Origin of the sequence: Syntrophomonas sp. DTU019 (assembly GCA_913757435.1) — a bacterium.
Lineage (GTDB): Bacteria > Bacillota > Syntrophomonadia > Syntrophomonadales > Syntrophomonadaceae > DTU019.
In genome coordinates this window covers 28,381-44,079 of record CAJYDM010000004.1, presented here as the reverse complement: position 1 = coordinate 44,079, position 15,699 = coordinate 28,381, and the positions used below count along the sequence as shown (strand labels likewise).

15 protein-coding genes are annotated in these 15,699 nt (G+C 46.5%); 10 read left to right on the top strand and 5 right to left on the bottom strand.

Annotated features, from left to right (window positions below; all coding sequences use genetic code 11):
- Positions 1 to 64 precede the first annotated feature (64 nt).
- From AC15IQ_RS10825 to AC15IQ_RS10810, 4 genes are all read left to right on the top strand, one after another.
- A complete protein-coding gene (locus AC15IQ_RS10825) occupies positions 65 to 688 on the top strand; it encodes a SanA/YdcF family protein (protein ID WP_483179381.1) in 624 nt (207 codons plus the stop codon).
- A gap of 199 nt (positions 689 to 887) precedes the next feature.
- Entirely contained in the window at positions 888 to 2,138 is a 1,251-nt protein-coding gene (locus AC15IQ_RS10820; protein ID WP_483179105.1) for a stalk domain-containing protein, read from the top strand.
- 226 nt (positions 2,139 to 2,364) lie between these two features.
- Complete coding sequence (locus tag AC15IQ_RS10815) at positions 2,365 to 4,221, top strand: YecA family protein (protein WP_483179103.1); 1,857 nt, start codon at positions 2,365 to 2,367, stop codon at positions 4,219 to 4,221.
- 24 nt (positions 4,222 to 4,245) lie between these two features.
- The gene (locus AC15IQ_RS10810) at positions 4,246 to 5,100 is read left to right on the top strand and encodes an REP-associated tyrosine transposase (RefSeq protein WP_483179102.1); all 855 of its coding nucleotides are present in this window, start codon (positions 4,246 to 4,248) and stop codon (positions 5,098 to 5,100) included.
- 134 nt (positions 5,101 to 5,234) lie between these two features.
- Here the strand turns inward: AC15IQ_RS10810 and AC15IQ_RS10805 are convergent, their stop codons facing one another.
- The 5 genes from AC15IQ_RS10805 to AC15IQ_RS10785 form a co-directional block, all read right to left on the bottom strand.
- Positions 5,235 to 6,110, bottom strand: coding sequence for a DUF6544 family protein (locus AC15IQ_RS10805; protein WP_483179101.1), 876 nt, complete (start codon positions 6,108 to 6,110; stop codon positions 5,235 to 5,237).
- Between the two features lie 75 nt (positions 6,111 to 6,185).
- Positions 6,186 to 6,638 carry a MarR family winged helix-turn-helix transcriptional regulator gene (locus tag AC15IQ_RS10800; protein WP_483179100.1) on the bottom strand — a complete coding sequence of 151 codons (453 nt, stop codon included), beginning with the start codon at positions 6,636 to 6,638 and terminating at the stop codon, positions 6,186 to 6,188.
- A gap of 123 nt (positions 6,639 to 6,761) precedes the next feature.
- The gene (locus AC15IQ_RS10795; protein WP_483179098.1) at positions 6,762 to 8,243 is read right to left on the bottom strand and encodes an alpha/beta fold hydrolase; all 1,482 of its coding nucleotides are present in this window, start codon (positions 8,241 to 8,243) and stop codon (positions 6,762 to 6,764) included.
- Positions 8,244 to 8,487: 244 nt separating this feature from the next.
- On the bottom strand, positions 8,488 to 9,603 hold the full coding sequence (locus AC15IQ_RS10790; RefSeq protein WP_483179096.1) for a mechanosensitive ion channel family protein: 1,116 nt from the start codon (positions 9,601 to 9,603) through the stop codon (positions 8,488 to 8,490).
- Between the two features lie 132 nt (positions 9,604 to 9,735).
- Entirely contained in the window at positions 9,736 to 10,002 is a 267-nt protein-coding gene (locus AC15IQ_RS10785; RefSeq protein WP_483179095.1) for a hypothetical protein, read from the bottom strand.
- A 265-nt stretch (positions 10,003 to 10,267) separates the two neighbouring features.
- Here AC15IQ_RS10785 and AC15IQ_RS10780 point away from each other — a divergent pair, with 265 nt between their 5' ends.
- From AC15IQ_RS10780 to AC15IQ_RS10755, 6 genes are all read left to right on the top strand, one after another.
- Positions 10,268 to 12,019, top strand: coding sequence for a sigma 54-interacting transcriptional regulator (locus tag AC15IQ_RS10780; protein WP_483179094.1), 1,752 nt, complete (start codon positions 10,268 to 10,270; stop codon positions 12,017 to 12,019).
- Positions 12,020 to 12,305: 286 nt separating this feature from the next.
- Entirely contained in the window at positions 12,306 to 12,512 is a 207-nt protein-coding gene (locus AC15IQ_RS10775) for a hypothetical protein (protein WP_483179093.1), read from the top strand.
- Between the two features lie 120 nt (positions 12,513 to 12,632).
- Positions 12,633 to 12,956, top strand: a complete 324-nt coding sequence (locus AC15IQ_RS10770) for a hypothetical protein (RefSeq protein WP_483179092.1) — start codon at positions 12,633 to 12,635, stop codon at positions 12,954 to 12,956.
- A gap of 468 nt (positions 12,957 to 13,424) precedes the next feature.
- Positions 13,425 to 14,492: a hypothetical protein gene (locus AC15IQ_RS10765; RefSeq protein ID WP_483179091.1), complete on the top strand. Its 1,068-nt coding sequence runs from the start codon at positions 13,425 to 13,427 to the stop codon at positions 14,490 to 14,492.
- Positions 14,492 to 14,734: a DUF6504 family protein gene (locus AC15IQ_RS10760; RefSeq protein WP_483179090.1), complete on the top strand. Its 243-nt coding sequence runs from the start codon at positions 14,492 to 14,494 to the stop codon at positions 14,732 to 14,734. Before AC15IQ_RS10765 ends, AC15IQ_RS10760 begins: the two co-directional genes overlap by 1 nt.
- 510 nt (positions 14,735 to 15,244) lie before the next feature.
- On the top strand, positions 15,245 to 15,685 hold the full coding sequence (locus AC15IQ_RS10755; protein WP_483179089.1) for an RNA-directed DNA polymerase: 441 nt from the start codon (positions 15,245 to 15,247) through the stop codon (positions 15,683 to 15,685).
- The last annotated feature ends 14 nt before the right edge of the window (positions 15,686 to 15,699 follow it).

The window sequence follows — 15,699 nt, the reverse complement described above, 5'->3', positions numbered from 1 at the left end:
AACATTGAACAGATTTCTACGAAAACACGGCAAGCAAATTATAAAACTAGGGATTATTCTGCTAATGATTTGTGGCTCCGTGTTTTTTGCGGTTAATCATTATGTTGAGCAGGTTGGGGTCAAATACATATATTCGGCCGCCGATGTCCCCGAAGCTGATACTGTACTTGTGCTGGGGGCCTATGTATATCCCAATGGAACATTATCAACCATGCTAAAGGACCGCGTGACTGCAGGGTACGAGCTGTACCGACTCGGGAAAGCCCCCAAGATTATCGTGAGCGGCGACCATGGGCGCAAAGACTATGATGAAGTCAATACCATGAAGGACTATCTTAAGAGTAAAGGTGTACCCGGGCAGGATATTTTTATGGATCATGCCGGTTTTAGTACCTATGAAAGCCTGTATCGAGCTCGGGATATTTTTCAGGCCAAAAAGGTTATTATCGTTACCCAGAAGTACCATTTGATGCGGGCAGTCTTCATAGCCAGAGAACTAGGCTTGGAGGCCTATGGGGTCGCTTCAGACATGCATGATTACGGGCAAGTGATGGTAATTTATGAAGGGCGTGAAATGATGGCCCGGAACAAGGACTTCTGGCTGGCCAAGGTCATCAAGCCTCAGCCCACTTTTCTAGGGGAGGTCATCCCGGTGTTTGGCGATGGCGGGGCCACGGATGATAAATAGGTGGACGCCCGGCAAAACAAATTGTGGTTTCTCAGAGGTTAAAAAGGAGGCGAGAATCTCCCTGGCGTTGCCTGGATGCTGAATAGGAGATGTTCTATTTGCTGCCTTACCTTGATTTTAGCGTAACAAAAGGAAGCAAAATGAACGCCCCCATTCTTCCTACAGTGATAATTAATTTTTCTATGGAGGTTACTATGTCATGAAAAAAATCATATCAATTCTAATTGTAGCGTTAATGCTAATGGTTAGTCCGCCTTGGACTGTCATGGCTCAAGCGCAGCCGCCGGTCACAGTGTATGTGGATGGATTGCCCCTGATTATGGATGTGCTGCCGATTATTGAGAACGGCCGCACCTTGGTGCCTTTCCGGGCTATTGCTGAGGCCATGAATATAACTGTTAGCTGGGATAGCCAGTCGCGCACGGTCAACGCGACCGACGGAATCGCAGCGGTGCGCCTGCAGATTGACAGCCGCACCGCCTACATAAACAACACTGCGGTCAGCCTGGAGGCGCCGCCTAGAATAGCTAATCATCGCACTCTGATTCCTTTGCGCTTTTTCAGTGAGGCCTTTGATTGTCAGGTTGCCTGGGATGGGAGCCTATATAGGGCGAATATAACCACGCCCCTTAAAGACATGACCGTTATTGGATTTTACGCCCTGGGTGACAGTCAGAGCAGCAGCTGGACCGATTTGTTCGGCCAAAGCTATCCCCAAACTGGGGTAGGCAATACCGACATAGTTAATGAACTGGCCTTGGGATGGTACAGTATTGACAGGCAGGGCAACCTTTTAGATAAAAGCCGCACCGGCTGGCAGAGGCCCGATGGCTGGGAGGCAGTATTGGAAGGCGCCGAAAAATATGGTTTACCTGGTGAAATGGTTGTTCACGTCACTGATGGTGATGGTACCATTTCCGCGCTGTTGAATAATCCTGCCGCCATGTCGCAGGCTGCCCGGGAGATTGCCGCCGAAGCCTCGCAATACGGCGGCGTTAACCTGGATTTCGAGGGATTGGGCTTCAACGATAGCGGGGATGTGCTTAAACAGGTGCAGCAGCGGTTTACTAGCTTTGTAGAATTACTGGAGCAGGAATTGCAGGCTGGTGGCAGCGGGTTGACCCTTACCCTGCACGCCCCCAACAGCGCCTATCCCGGGTATGATTACCAGGCTTTAGGCCAGATCGCTGATCGCATTATTATTATGGCTTATGATTATGGACCCAAGCCGGAACCGGTCACCCAAGTGACCCAGGCGGTGGAAATGGCTCTGGCTTCTGTCCCCGCCAACAAACTGATTCTGGGCATATCCGCTCACAGCGAAAGTGCTGCCAGCATTGGTGCCAAAGTGGGCATTGCAAAACGCTACCGTCTAAACGGGGTGGCATTGTGGCGCTTAGGGCTGATTGATGATGGTATGTGGCAGGTATTACGGGGACGGAGTTGTTGACAAGTTTTTGTCAAAGGGACAGAGTTATTGATAGGTTTTTCTTCAAGAATGGGTAGGTTGATTTACATCGTTGTTTTCAGGGATGGGGTTAATTTGCCGTAGTAAGATAAACAAAGGTGGCTCGGTTAGTATTTTCTAACTCAATGGATATAATATGATAATTTAACATTTAGAGATTTCGGACCTATACTGAATGAATTATTATTTTCCGAGGAGCTGAGTAAGGTTGGATAAAATTTATTCCCAGGTGTCTGCTTATGTGTATTATTATGGAGTGATCCATATCAAGGATCTCTATCCATTGCTAAAAAAGAGTCTAGGAAAACATATGACCCAAATCACTCTAACAAAGTTGAAACAGATTCTACTGACTGAAGCCAACAATCCCGCCAGCTTATATGATTTTGAACTGGCCGGCGACTTTATTCGGTATTTCACATTGGATGATTATCACTCAGTGTTAGAGAAGCAATCTACGCGAGCGCTAGAATACCGCCCCGTTTCCCCGCGCGAAGTTGAACTTATTAATCAGTGTTGTGATGAAGAATTATGGGGAGAAGCCACACAGCGATTCTGTGATTGGATAAAACAAAAGGGAAGTTTCGATTCCGAGACCGCTACTGACATTACCATTGGATATGTAGAGGCTATGCGCTTCGATTGTGACATAGCTGAACTTATAGAGTCCATCAGTGAACAGTTTGCCCTGGACAACTTAGGCGAATTGCATGCCGTAGTGGATATAGTAACGGGGGTGATCAACGAGATTCCGCGCTGGGAGCTAAAAGGCTGGAGTTCAAAAGAGGTTTACCAAAAGCATGACAAGCCTATTTTACAGCCTATACAAGATTCACTTTTCGATTTGCAGCCTGAAAAACATTCACCTGCTGCCAATACGGTAAGTTCAACTGTTATTAATGTGGGGCGCAATGATCCCTGCCCGTGTGGATCCGGCAAGAAATTCAAGAAGTGCTGCCTTAATAAGATCATTGATAATACAATTGATGAAATCAATGGCATGATAAATGAAAATAAAATGAATGATATTCCGACAGTAGAATACCTGGGTGCTGTTACTGACGAAGCTATGCAAGCCCTGCTTGAAACTTTTATCCACTTTACAACCATGAAACCATGGCAATGGATAAGCGGCAGCGAATTGTTTGCAGTCGAGTTGCCACAGGGTGAGACACATTATGCTGCCATCCTGGGATTTGAAGGAGAAGTATTCGGGCTGGTAGTATATTTAGGCTCTCAAGGCCTGCAATTACATACCAAACAGAGCCATCCCTATTATTCGACTCAGATCGATTTGCATGAGATGGGGCCGCAGTTGTTGCTGTCTTTGGGCAATAAAGAGGAATTGGATCCAGCCGAGGCCCGGTTGTATGCACAATTAGGATATAAGTTCCGTGGTCGAAATTCCTGGCCGGTTTTTCGTAAAATGATTCCCGGTCATTATCCATGGAAATTAGAACAACAAGATGTGATTCTTGCCACAACCATGCTTAGTCAGGCTACGGAAATGGCTGCTCATTGCAGAAAACACCGCCGCCAGTGGACCAACCGAGTATTCAAGAAATCACAGATGGCTATATGTAAGGCTGGCCAAACGGCTGAAGATTTGGAAAAAAGGCTGCGATGGATCCCATATCCAGCTTATGAGCCGGAACCATTGCTATATGATCAAATAAGGGCTGTTAGATTGGCAAAATCACTGCCTTACAGTGATTTTGCCTGGGAGATGGATAGCTTTTATGATGATATCCCAATACAAGAAAAACCCAAGGAAGTACCGTGGTTTCCACTATACACGGTAATTGGCGAGGCACATACCGGGATTGTAATAAAATATGAAATTGATAATTTTTATAGCTGCCAACCAGATAAAACTTTCCTGGATTTAGTAGAGAAAATGGGGTACTTACCATCAAACTTGATCTTCAGTAATCCTTCCAAGGCAAATCTGCTCCAACCTCTTTGCCAGCAGATGGGTCTGAAAGTGCGACTCGCGGACAAACTGCAAATCGACGAGTTTAAACAACAGATCTTGTCTGGCCTGTCGCGGGGACGGAGTTCTTGACAAGTTTGTGACACGGGGACGGAGTTGTTGATAACTGATTCAATTCTTCCAAGCAATGGCCGCCACGTATTGACACTTTTTACCAATAAGGTTATTTTTGGAAAAGAGGTGATTATTATGCCAAGGCGGGCAAGGAAGAAGAGTTCATCAGGGATATATCACATTATAATGCGCGGTATCAATCGGAAAACAATATTTGTAGAACAGAATGACGGCGCTAGGTTTATTAAAACTCTAAGCAAATATAAAGATAAATGTGGGTATATTATCTATGCCTATTGTCTGATGCCTAACCATATTCATCTTTTGATCAAGGTCGGAAACGAACCACTCGAGCAGGTGATGCGCCGGATATGCGGCAGCTACGTTTACTGGTATAACCGCAAATATCAAAGGATCGGGAACCTTTTTCAAGACCGATTCAGAAGTGAGGCAGTAGAAGACGATAGTTATTTCCTAACGGTAATGAGATATATCCACCAAAACCCGGTTAAAGCTGGACTTGTAAAGAAAGCTGACGATTATCGCTGGAGCAGTTTTCGAGAGTATACAAATAAACAGCTGCTCATTGATACCGATTTTGTGCTCAAGCTATTTGCCCCCGACCGTGACAAAGCCGTCAAGAGCCTTATCCAATTCTGCAATACATTAACCGATGATCGCTGCTTGGAAATAGACGAAAAATGTCTATTGACTGATGCAGAAGCAATGGAATTGATCATGAATCTATTTCAAATCACGAATATATTGGAGTTGCTGAAGTATGATAAAGCACTTAGGAATTTACATTTGAGACAACTGAAAGAAGAACATCACCTATCTGTTAGACGGATTGAGAGATTGACTGGTCTGAACAGAGGCATTATTCAAAACGCCTGAACACCAAGAACCCATCAACAGACCTAAGGATATTAGACTCCGTCCCCCTGACAGAAAAGTGTCAACAACTCCGTCCCCGCGTCCCCTTAGAATTTTGAGATTGGCGTTTTGGGCAATCGTTTAGTCTGATGACTTCACTTAATTTTGCCGGAAGGGCTATCATATTCGATTACAACACCCTGGCTGTTGAAATACATCAGATCACCATCATCATAATGCCAGATGGCCTGTAAAATAGTGGGTTTTCTGGTCCCGCCGCTTTCCTTATAATCTTGTAAGATCGCAGACCACCTGACCTTTTCACTGCGGCCATCAGAGGTCACGGCTTCCCGGTCGTCGGTGGTGAAGGATACTGCCTCGCCATTTTCAATGAATGTAAACATACCACTGGCCTTAATACCGTAATACGATATGGTCGCTTTAGCGTGTAAATCATCGACTGCTTCCCAGGTGATATAATCCTGCAAAGCAGCATTGGGGACTAACAGGCATTCTGACAGGAATGTCACCAGGCTGGCTTTATCCATTGAGGGGCCGGTCTGATCAAATAGAGTAATAGACTTCGCCAATACGCCTTTCATGGAACCGTGTCCGTCAATAAAAGCATCCAGGCCTTCAAAGGGGATTCCATACATGGAACTGTCAATATAGGCTATTCGGTTCGGCCTATCAACAAAATTGTATTGCGTATAATCGATCTTTACCTGCTTGTTTTTATCCAGTATGAAGTCCACATCTGTGAAGCTGGCTTTCATTGATGACATTTTAGGTGTGCCAATATAACCGCAATACCTGAAATACTTCTGTACCGGCAGGGGTAAACCGGCGATATCTTGTTCGGTAAAAACATCATTTTCGTTCGCGGTCCTGGCTAACAAATTGTCGGCACTATCTACAAATACTATCCGGGTTTTGGAATAGGGGATATTAAAATACACGATAGTAGCTCCAATTACAATGAGCAAAATCCCGATAATAATCAATAGCATATTCCTGCTCCTTTTTTTCATATGAATTCTCCATTCATCATTATTTATAAATGTTCCCCATGAATCATTGCAACTACCTTGTCACAACATTAATTTTTAAATATTATTTGGTTTATTAAGCATCCCTTCAACGTTATTGACCAGTTTAGTCAGGCCTCTGTAAAATCCCTCAGTCAATTCAGAATCAAAATCATTAAAGATTTTGGCCAGGAAATCCAATTCTTTTTCATAACGCCCCGAAAAATGCTCTCTGCATTTGTCGGTCAATTCAATTCGTAATGCCCGGGCGTCATATTTGTCCTTGCTTATGTTTACATAGCCGCGTTTTTCCAGAGTCTCGGCCAGCCGCTTGGCGTTTTGGCGCGAGTAACCCACGAAATGTGCCACCTCACTTACAATAGGCGGCTCGGGGAATTTAGATACTCCAACCAGAAACAGCCATTGTTTGATAGTAATATTGGCATCAAATTTATCCCCGATAACCTGCAATTTGTTGGCTAATGAGAATATCGAAGCAAAAATATAGGCCTTCTTTTCCAGTTCATCCATGACTAATCCTCCTATTACACCCTGCACTTTCAGCAAATCTGATACAGTAGCCTTGCCATCTGTATGGGGACTAACCCCTGGTCTGTGCAGATTTACGTCTATTAAAGTGACTTAAGGACCGGATCAATTCTCCAGGCGAATGGCATTCACAATTTTATCGAATAGCTCTTGATCCTGCTCAGTGACTTGAGGCGAATAAAAGACTATGCTGAAACCGTAGTTGCCGCTGGTTAACCGGTATATGTGCGGGTTCCAAAGACCTGACTCTGTCGCGATTCTGGTGATGGTTCTTGATCCCGGATAATTATCAATCTGAATCGCTTCTGTGCAAATCAGTTCTTCAGACTGATTTATTTCAGGCTTATAATTCAGAAATACGGCTTGCTCTCCCGGCTTGAGCAAGATTGGAGGGGGAATCTCAGCCACCTTTTTGTTGTTGCCATCGTAGAAGACGCTCGAATCGATAGTCCAATCGCCGGGGAAGTGAATAGTAAATCTCAGTTCTGTTGGGCTATCCATAGGTTGTGACCCGTAAGCCGTCAGTTGGCTCAATGCCAGATTTGCCTGAACTTTCTTCCAACCCGGTATCTTATCTGATGCAGTCACTGAAAACGGCTCATCCTGTTGAGAAACCCTGGAGACATCAGTGTATTTATTGATAAACTCTCGGGCGGCTACACAAATATCCCCTACATTGGTCTGATACATAAAATGAGTGCTATTTATTTGGCTTGACTCAACATGTGCCCCCAGTCTCTTGAGGTGATTGGCCTGACATTCTGCACCGGCTTTTTCAACCGTCTGTGAGGATATCAGCTTCAACACTGGTATTTGTTTTGGAAATGCCATGGCGTTTACTTCTTTGATATTGTCGAGCAGACGAAACGACTGATCGATGATAGTATCATTGAGAACATGATAAGCGAATAATCGATAATCACTTATTTCCTTGGCGGTATATCCGTTTGCGGGCAGCTGTGCAGCAGGTGCCAACTTGTAGGTGAGGCGGGTCAAACCAATGGATTGCTGCCATTTGGCTATGGTGTATATGAATTTGGGCGGATTAGTGGCATCTGCTGTAATGGCCGTTGAGGTTGTATCCAGCATTATGATGGCTGAAACTTCCTGCGGATATTTGGCAGCATAGTATTCACTGTATACACCGGATGCCGAATGCGGCATCAATATATAAGGGGGGGTAAAACCGGCGGCAGCCAACGCTACTCGGGTCTCTTCGGTGTAGTTCTCATTAGTCCGGGGTGTATCGGTCTGTTCACTGAAACCAATGCCGAAATAATCAATGCAAACCACAGTATATTCTTTGGAGAGCTCTCTCATCAGGGGACCAAAGTCGGCACTGGGCAGTGCTACCCCGAAACCCGGCAGCAATACAATGGTTTTTTCGCCATCGCCCATGGAATACACATGCATTTTATGCTCGTTGACTTCCACCATCTGTCCGTATGGAGAAATGGCTTCAAGTTCATTTCTGAAGAATAGGCTATTGCCAGCAAGGCCAAGCAGGTTGATAAAGACAATGGCTCCGAAGATTGTTGCCAGGGCTTTAAATACTTTTTTAGCCCAACCCGATTTGACTTTCCTCATCGTATTCACTCACCTTTCACATAAGCAGGGTGCTGCTAGCGGGTCGATAGATCTCAACAAAGACTATGCCTGCTTTTCGGGGTGAATTCATAATAATGAACTCCGCATTAACAGTAGGGCAACATGTTACCTATAATATATGTAACATATTACCTTTTGTCAACTATTTTAAGCTAACAAAGAAGTAAACAAATACAAGGGGTGGATAAATTGAAGAGTGGGAATAACCCATAGCTGGCAAGAATCAGGGCTGATTGGCGGAGCTATGGTTTTTTGCCGGTGGCATTTTCTCAACATATAGGCTCTGGCTCGGAAGTGCAAAACTAACTTCGAGTTCTTCGAGTATTTCCATTATTTTCAGATTAATATCTTCTCGTACTGCCAGGTGATCAGCCCAGACAGTAGTAACAGTGAAAAAGTAAATTTTTATGTCCAGACTACTCTCATTAAAATGTTCAAAATAAACCATTATAGTCTCAGGGTGCACATCAGGATGGTTTGCCAGCATAATTTTGATGCGATTTACACACTGCTGTATTTGATCGCGGGTGGCATCATATGTGATCTGCAGGTAAAAACTAACCCGTCTTTTGCCTCGGCGTGAATTATTAGTAATAGACTCATTGGCCAGAGTAGCGTTGGGAACCAGAATTAAGGATTCATCAAATCCCCTTATTCGGGTAGTTCGAAAAGTAATATTCTCCACTACGCCATCGATGGTGCTGCTAGTAATCCAATCGCCTGAAACGAATGGTTTTTCAAGTATAATAACAATTCCTCCGAATACGTTAGCCAGAACATCCTTGGCTGCCAGAGCAAAAGCCAATCCTCCTAAGCCCAGGCCAGCGATAAAACCATTTACATCGTATCCCCATTCCTGTGCTATTATTACCAATACCAGAGAAATAAGTATCAATCGGGCGGTCTTGGAGAAAAAGCCGATTATAATGCCATCCAGATTAAACTTGCGCCGCAGCTCCTGTGATAAGGGGGAGTCAGTTTCAGCCAGAGAATACAACCCCCAGGCGATTAATACAATTATCAGAGATCTGAACAGATTTAGCACCAGCAGGTCTGCAGCAGCGTTGAGAGGCAGATAACGAAGTGCAAAGTAAAACCCGCTTAGTAAAATGAGCCATTCCGCTGGTCCATAAAAAGCAGCCAGTAATTTGTCATCGTAATCACTGCCGCTTTTTTTAGCAAGGCCTTCTAACCAGGGAAAAACCAACTTCTTTACTAACTTACCCAGGATATAAAACCCCAGGAAAATCAGCAAAGCAATAGTGGCTGATTGTACTATGTGGTAAGTCCATAAAGTCTGAAGCGAGGTCAGACCTAGTTGCTCAAGAAGTCTATGCATAGCATCAATAAACGGACAACCGCCGACCATTCCTTTCTAAATCTAGGGCAATATCCATATTAGCACAGTTTAAAGCCAGTTTATACCTTAAAAGGGAGCAGAGAAAAAAATATCCAAAAGGACGATCTGAGTTTACCAGCGGGAAGGGGGGTGATTCTTGGGAAAACGGCTGCGTGGGGGAATCTCATCAGTATAATAAAGATGGTAGTGGTTTTCTACCTTTATTTCCGTTGAGCTTTGTTCAAAACAAAGCTTGAGACAAAAGGATGAAGCCCAACCGCCCATTATCAAGGCCAATAGATAGGGCCACCAGCCCGTAAGCACCAATCCATATATGGCAACCTGACAGAGCAGCAGACTAAAAACCAGTAGACCGCAATGCTGGCTTCGTTTTGACAAATCATTATCCTCCTGACTAATGTCATTACTGAGTTTCCACCAGATTTTAGTCCTTTATACCTTTTGTCCAGGCCAGGCTAAATAGCTTCAATTTCAAGATCAAAATTCCATGATTTAGGTTGTAAATAAGTTCATTAAATGGCAAAGGGGATAGACACAGCCGAATAACATCGTATTGAGCATTAAGCTGCCCTTTTAGGCTTTGAACAATAATGAATAAGGTTATAGAATAAAAGTAGACAGAGAATTATGAGGGGTGAAGATAGTGCCCGAACGCTCGTTGTTGCCGGGTAAGTTTTTCTTCGAGTATATTCCCGATATAGCATTGATAGTCAAGCCGGACGGCCAAATCGTGGAGGCCAATCCGGCTGCTTGTAATGCCTACGGATACGATAGGGAAGAACTGTTGGAAATGGATATTTTCAAACTGACCCCTGCTTACCTGCACGGCCTGCTACTTGAGAATTTCAAAAAGGCTAAGAAGGGCGGGGCCTTGGTGGAGATGCTGCAGCATGACCGTGCCGGACAGGATATTCCAGTGGAAATGAACCTGCAGCCGGTGCGTTATCAGGAGCAATTGTACTTTCTGTGCTCAATCCGAGATATAACCCACCTCTTGGAGATATTATCCAAGAAAGACCATTTAAGCTGGCTTACACGCATGTTCACCAACATATTCATGCACATAACCGATGGGGTCATGATCCTCGATTCCGAGGGCAATATCAATGAGGTCAATTTAGCTGCGGAGAGGATCCTCAACAAAAATGCGGCTGAAATGAAAGGTAAACCACTAGGTCAGGTACTGGGCATTAAAACCCCCTACACCAATGAACTGCTACGGCGCGGTAAGCCTTACAGCGACATTGAGGTATTTGTAGAGAGCGGCAACAAGAACATCCAACTGACCCTGACTGGTAACCCGGTTAGGGATGAAAACAACCAGCTCAGTGGCGGGATACTGTTCATGCGCCCTATCGAGAACATCCATAACCTGGTGCACCGCTTCACCGGCAACCGGGCTAGTTTTCAGTTCGAGGATATAGTGACAGTGAGCGACAACGTTCTGGAGACCATCCGCCTGGCCGCCCAGGCTGCCGGGAGCACCAGCAACGTGCTCCTGGAAGGTGAGAGTGGCACCGGTAAAGAGGTTTTTGCCCAGGCCATTCACAACCAGGGCAGCCGCCGCAGTGGACCCTTTATCGCTGTGAACTGCGGTGCCATACCCCGTGAGCTGGTGGGCAGTGAACTGTTTGGCTATACTGAAGGTGCTTTTACCGGCGCCAGAAAAGGGGGCAGCCCCGGCAAATTTGAACTGGCCAACGGTGGCACCCTGTTCCTGGATGAGATCGGCGACATGCCCCTAGAGCAGCAGGTTACATTGCTGCGGGTTTTACAGGAGAAATCCATCACCCGCATAGGGGGCAGCAAACTGATCCCCATCGACGTGCGGGTGATCTGCGCCACCAATAAGAACCTGTGGGAAGAGGTGGAAATGGGCAGCTTCAGGGCTGACCTCTTCTACCGCCTCAACGTCATCTCCATACAGATTCCCCCCTTGCGGTCGCGCATCAAGGATATCTCACTGTTGTTCGATTATTTCCTGAAATCCATCCAGGCTAAGACCGGCCGCCAGTTCTACTATGATGAAGAGAGCCTGATGAAGCCTCTGCAAAATTATCACTGGCCGGGCAACATCCGCGAACTGCAGAACGTAGTGGAGCGAATGGTCAATATTGCCGGAGGTCCCAACCTGAGTGTTGAGCACCTGCCTCCAGAAATTAGAAAAACTGATTTTAATGGCAGTCACTTCAATCGGGGGGCTAAAACGGAAACCACCATTTTTGAAGCCCGGCAGAACAGCAAAAAGCAACGGGCTGAACAGGAAAAACAGAATATCGTAGCTCTCCTGGACAAATACCAGGGCAATGTCAGCCAGGTTGCTCGGGAGTTGGGCTATGATCGCAGTACCATTTATAGGAAAATGCGCCAATATAGTATACAATCCAATTCATAAAACAGCCTCACAAACTGTTGCATATTGTTGCGATAAACAACATTATGCAACATAGTGCTACAGCAATACCACAACATATTACAGAACAAATTGCTAGGCCGATAGTTGGTATACCAAATTAATAAATGCCTTAAAATCGCCCCTCGGGGCGGTTTTATAATTTTTATAACTCTCAAATCGATAAATTGGCACAAAGATTGCTTATATAATTGATCAGAACCAGTTGCATTGTAGTAATCTTTTCGGGGAGGTTGAAGCCAGGAGATGAAGATTCGTCACGGCAGGGATGATCCCGCAGAGTAAAGACAACCAGGCAATCAGGTTGGCGTCTCTTGCGGGTGTGGAAATGAGCGGAAACGCATCCGCTTCCTCGGCCGAGGATCAAGACAGCTGGATGATTGTCCCCAAGAAGGCTGGATGTCATCAAATCACCTATAGAAAGGCCATAAAATGGCATGTTAAGCGCCAGGAGGAGTTATTAAAATACGTATAGATAAATTAAAAGAACCTGCCGGGTTCTAAGAAACACCGGCAGAACTAGAAAAAGGGCCTGCTAGTAAAAAGGAGTAATAGAGCGGAATTATGGCAAGGCCTATCGAGAGGAGGAGCATGCTTGGCGCGGATTGATGACCTGGTTCTAAAAAACGCCTTGATTGCTAATTACGAAGGAGAGGTCAAGGACCGAAAGCCACATGGCAAGGGCTGTGCTTATTATCGAAGTGGAGGACGTTATGAAGGAAATTGGGAAGAAGGTAAGCGTTCCGGGTATGGAAAGGAATTCTATCCCGATGGCACTTTGAGATATGAAGGTAACTGGGAGAACGGGTTGCGCAGTGGTTATGGCAAATCATACTACACCACCGGCGAACTGGCCTATGAAGGAGAATGGTCCAAGGATAAACCTATTAATTATCCCGAGGCCTACTTAACTCCCTAAAAATAGTAAACTCTATTAAATAGCTACCCCCACCCCTTCACAATATTTCTCTCTAAACCCGCTTAAAACCTAGGCGGGTATTTTTTTGCCCTTTTTTTGTGGTGACAGACTAATGTGACAAGTCTTAGAATTGTCGGCGTATACCGCATCAAACCAGTATTGCCGAGATAGTCTAATGTGACAAGTCTTAGGATCTTATCCCGACTAAAGATTTTATTTAATTCAACAATTCCGCCTTCTCGGTATTGAACTTAAATCCGACTTTTCTAAACACGCAGCATGGATTGGTTTTCCAGCATTAAGGAGGCCGTAAAGCTCAACAGACCACTTTTCTCAGCCAGATATATCAGATAGGACAGCAATTCAGTCATCATTTAGCACCTTCCTCCAAGGCTTTCCTGTTGACCGAACAAGTGTTCTATTATAGTATGTTTATACTAAACATTGTTTGAACAGGCGGATGATGTTGTGCGAAATATTGTTTTTATTAAAGCTGTCAATACAGGGATTGGCGAAGCCGGGCTGGAAATCTGCAGCCACTGCACGCCGCTGGTGGAACCGCAGCAAGATGGCAGCGTATATCTGGATATCAGCGGCTGCGGGTCAGCTAACCAGATTGTTGGGGATCTGGCCGAGAAAATAGCCTCGCTGGTGGGAGAATTAATGATAGGCTGGGCCAGCTCGCGTCTGCTGGCCTTCGTCGCCGTGCAAGCTGACCTGGGTTCTAAAAGCCCTAAAGGGGCGTGCCGTTGGCATAACACTTCCCGGGCCGCAATCACTGAGGTGATAGCCGGTTGTGAAGCGGATTTCCTCAGCCAATTGCCCCTTAAGCAATTTCCGCCCTTAAAGCCGCAAGAGGTCAAGAAATTGGCCCGGGCAGCCTTTAGTACCGTGGGAGAAATAGCCCGGCTGCCCCGTCAGCGCCTGGCCCTATTGGTAGGCAAGAGAGCGGATCTCCTGGCCAGAACCAGCCAGGGTTTGGACGATACCCCGGTAGTGGGGTTGTATCCGCCCCGGCGCCTGGCGGTGCCATTGGGCAGCGCTGGTGAAGAAGAGGGCATGGAGCGAATCGGGCAGCACTTGAGCCTGGCGGCGCAGACTTTGGCAGGGCTCTTAGGGGAGCGTGGAGCCGGAGCCTCGCGGGTGCGCTTAGAGATTTTCGGGTATCAGAATATGATCCGGGAACGCCGCTTGAGCCAGCCTTGTTTTGAGTCCCGCCGCCTGAATAATATCCTCCTGGGGTTGTGGCGGCAGTTGCCCCCTTTTCAAGGGAGCTGGCAGGGGAGGGTGGTCTTGGAGGAAGTGGCGGTCTTAAACTGGCAGGAGCAGGATTTGTTCACCTTACCGGTTGGTGAGCGGGAGCGTCATAACTCCTATTTGGAGGACGCCTTGCATAGCCTGGAGGCGCGCTTTCCAGGGCAGATCAGGCTGGGCCCTGCAGAGGTGGAACGCCGCGAACAGGTTTTGGCTCTGTGGGATCCGTGGCGCTTTCCGGCAGATCATAAAGCTTTGAAGGGCAAGGCGGAGGTGCAGTGATGGGAGTAAAGCCGATTTCTATCGGGGTGCGATGCCGTAAAGGGGCTCCGGTTGCAATCCGTTACGGCGGCTATGTTCTGGCAGTGGAAAAAATTCTGGAACGCTGGCGGGACACCGGTTGCTGGTGGGAAGGAGAGAGTGAGAAGGCTTTCTTTCGGGTGTTGTGTCAGGACGGAGGCATACGTGAGATTTACTGTGACCTCACTTTGAAGCAATGGTTTTTGTACAGGATTTACGATTAGGACACAGGGGGACGCGAGCGACCGAGCAAGGTCGTGACATATAGTGGGTGAGAAGCCCACCGAGAAAGGACTAGCCAACCACTCGTAGCCAGCCTTGGAGCGCAACTGGCAACAGAAGCGTTTAAGCGTAGGCAGGCGAGGTAATGGGCCGAAAGCCAGAGGCTGAAGGGAATGAGCCCCGAAATGTGTGTGGATGAGGAGGCCGATGCCGTACGTCCAGCAGAAGGCAACACCTCAGCGGTCGATAGGGCGAGAACGCTGAGGCTCCTCCGGGGTCAGAGACCTTGGCACGTTACACATTGTTAAGTCACGGTAACTCGGGAGACCCTGACAGTTCTTCCGCAGGGGAGTATGGCCGACAAGCAATACAAAGCAAGGGAGCCAAAAGTCTGTCAGGGAGTCGGATTGCTGCATAGTACTGATGAACAGGGTAATGCCTGGGGAGGAAAGGCGGCAACGTATTATAGCCCTTAGTCAAGGAAACATTGTCCTACTGGAGAGGAGAAGACAGTGGAAACGCAACTGGCAAGGATAGCCGAACGAGCAAGAGAAAATCCCAAGTACAAATTCATGACCCTAATCCATCTCATCAACGAGGATACGCTAAGTGCTGCACATAACCAGATGGCAGCACGAAAAGCACCAGGAGTGGATGGGGTAACCAGAAAAGACTACGGCGAAAACCTGGAAGAAAACATCAAAAACCTGGTGTCAAGAATGAAGAAACAAGCCTACAAACCGCAAGAGGTCAGGCGGGTTCGCATCCCCAAGCCAGGAACAGACAAAACGCGTCCGCTCGGAATACCCGCCTATGAAGACAAACTTGTACAGGCAGTAGCAGCACAGATACTAAACGCCATCTATGAACAGGACTTCATGGGTTTCTCCTATGGATTTCGACCACAAGGGAAGTCTCCCGCATTTATTGGTTGGAGGGGTAAAAAGGGGTGAAAATGACACAGATA

Coding starts and splice junctions, on each gene's coding strand:
- AC15IQ_RS10825 (WP_483179381.1), top strand. CDS start 65: ATGATTTGTGGCTCCGTGTTTTTTGCGGTTAATCATTATGTTGAGCAG.
- AC15IQ_RS10820 (WP_483179105.1), top strand. CDS start 888: ATGAAAAAAATCATATCAATTCTAATTGTAGCGTTAATGCTAATGGTT.
- AC15IQ_RS10805 (WP_483179101.1), bottom strand. CDS start 6,110: ATGAAAAAAAGGAGCAGGAATATGCTATTGATTATTATCGGGATTTTG.
- AC15IQ_RS10800 (WP_483179100.1), bottom strand. CDS start 6,638: ATGGATGAACTGGAAAAGAAGGCCTATATTTTTGCTTCGATATTCTCA.
- AC15IQ_RS10795 (WP_483179098.1), bottom strand. CDS start 8,243: ATGAGGAAAGTCAAATCGGGTTGGGCTAAAAAAGTATTTAAAGCCCTG.
- AC15IQ_RS10790 (WP_483179096.1), bottom strand. CDS start 9,603: ATGCATAGACTTCTTGAGCAACTAGGTCTGACCTCGCTTCAGACTTTA.
- AC15IQ_RS10775 (WP_483179093.1), top strand. CDS start 12,306: ATGATCCCGCAGAGTAAAGACAACCAGGCAATCAGGTTGGCGTCTCTT.
- AC15IQ_RS10760 (WP_483179090.1), top strand. CDS start 14,492: ATGGGAGTAAAGCCGATTTCTATCGGGGTGCGATGCCGTAAAGGGGCT.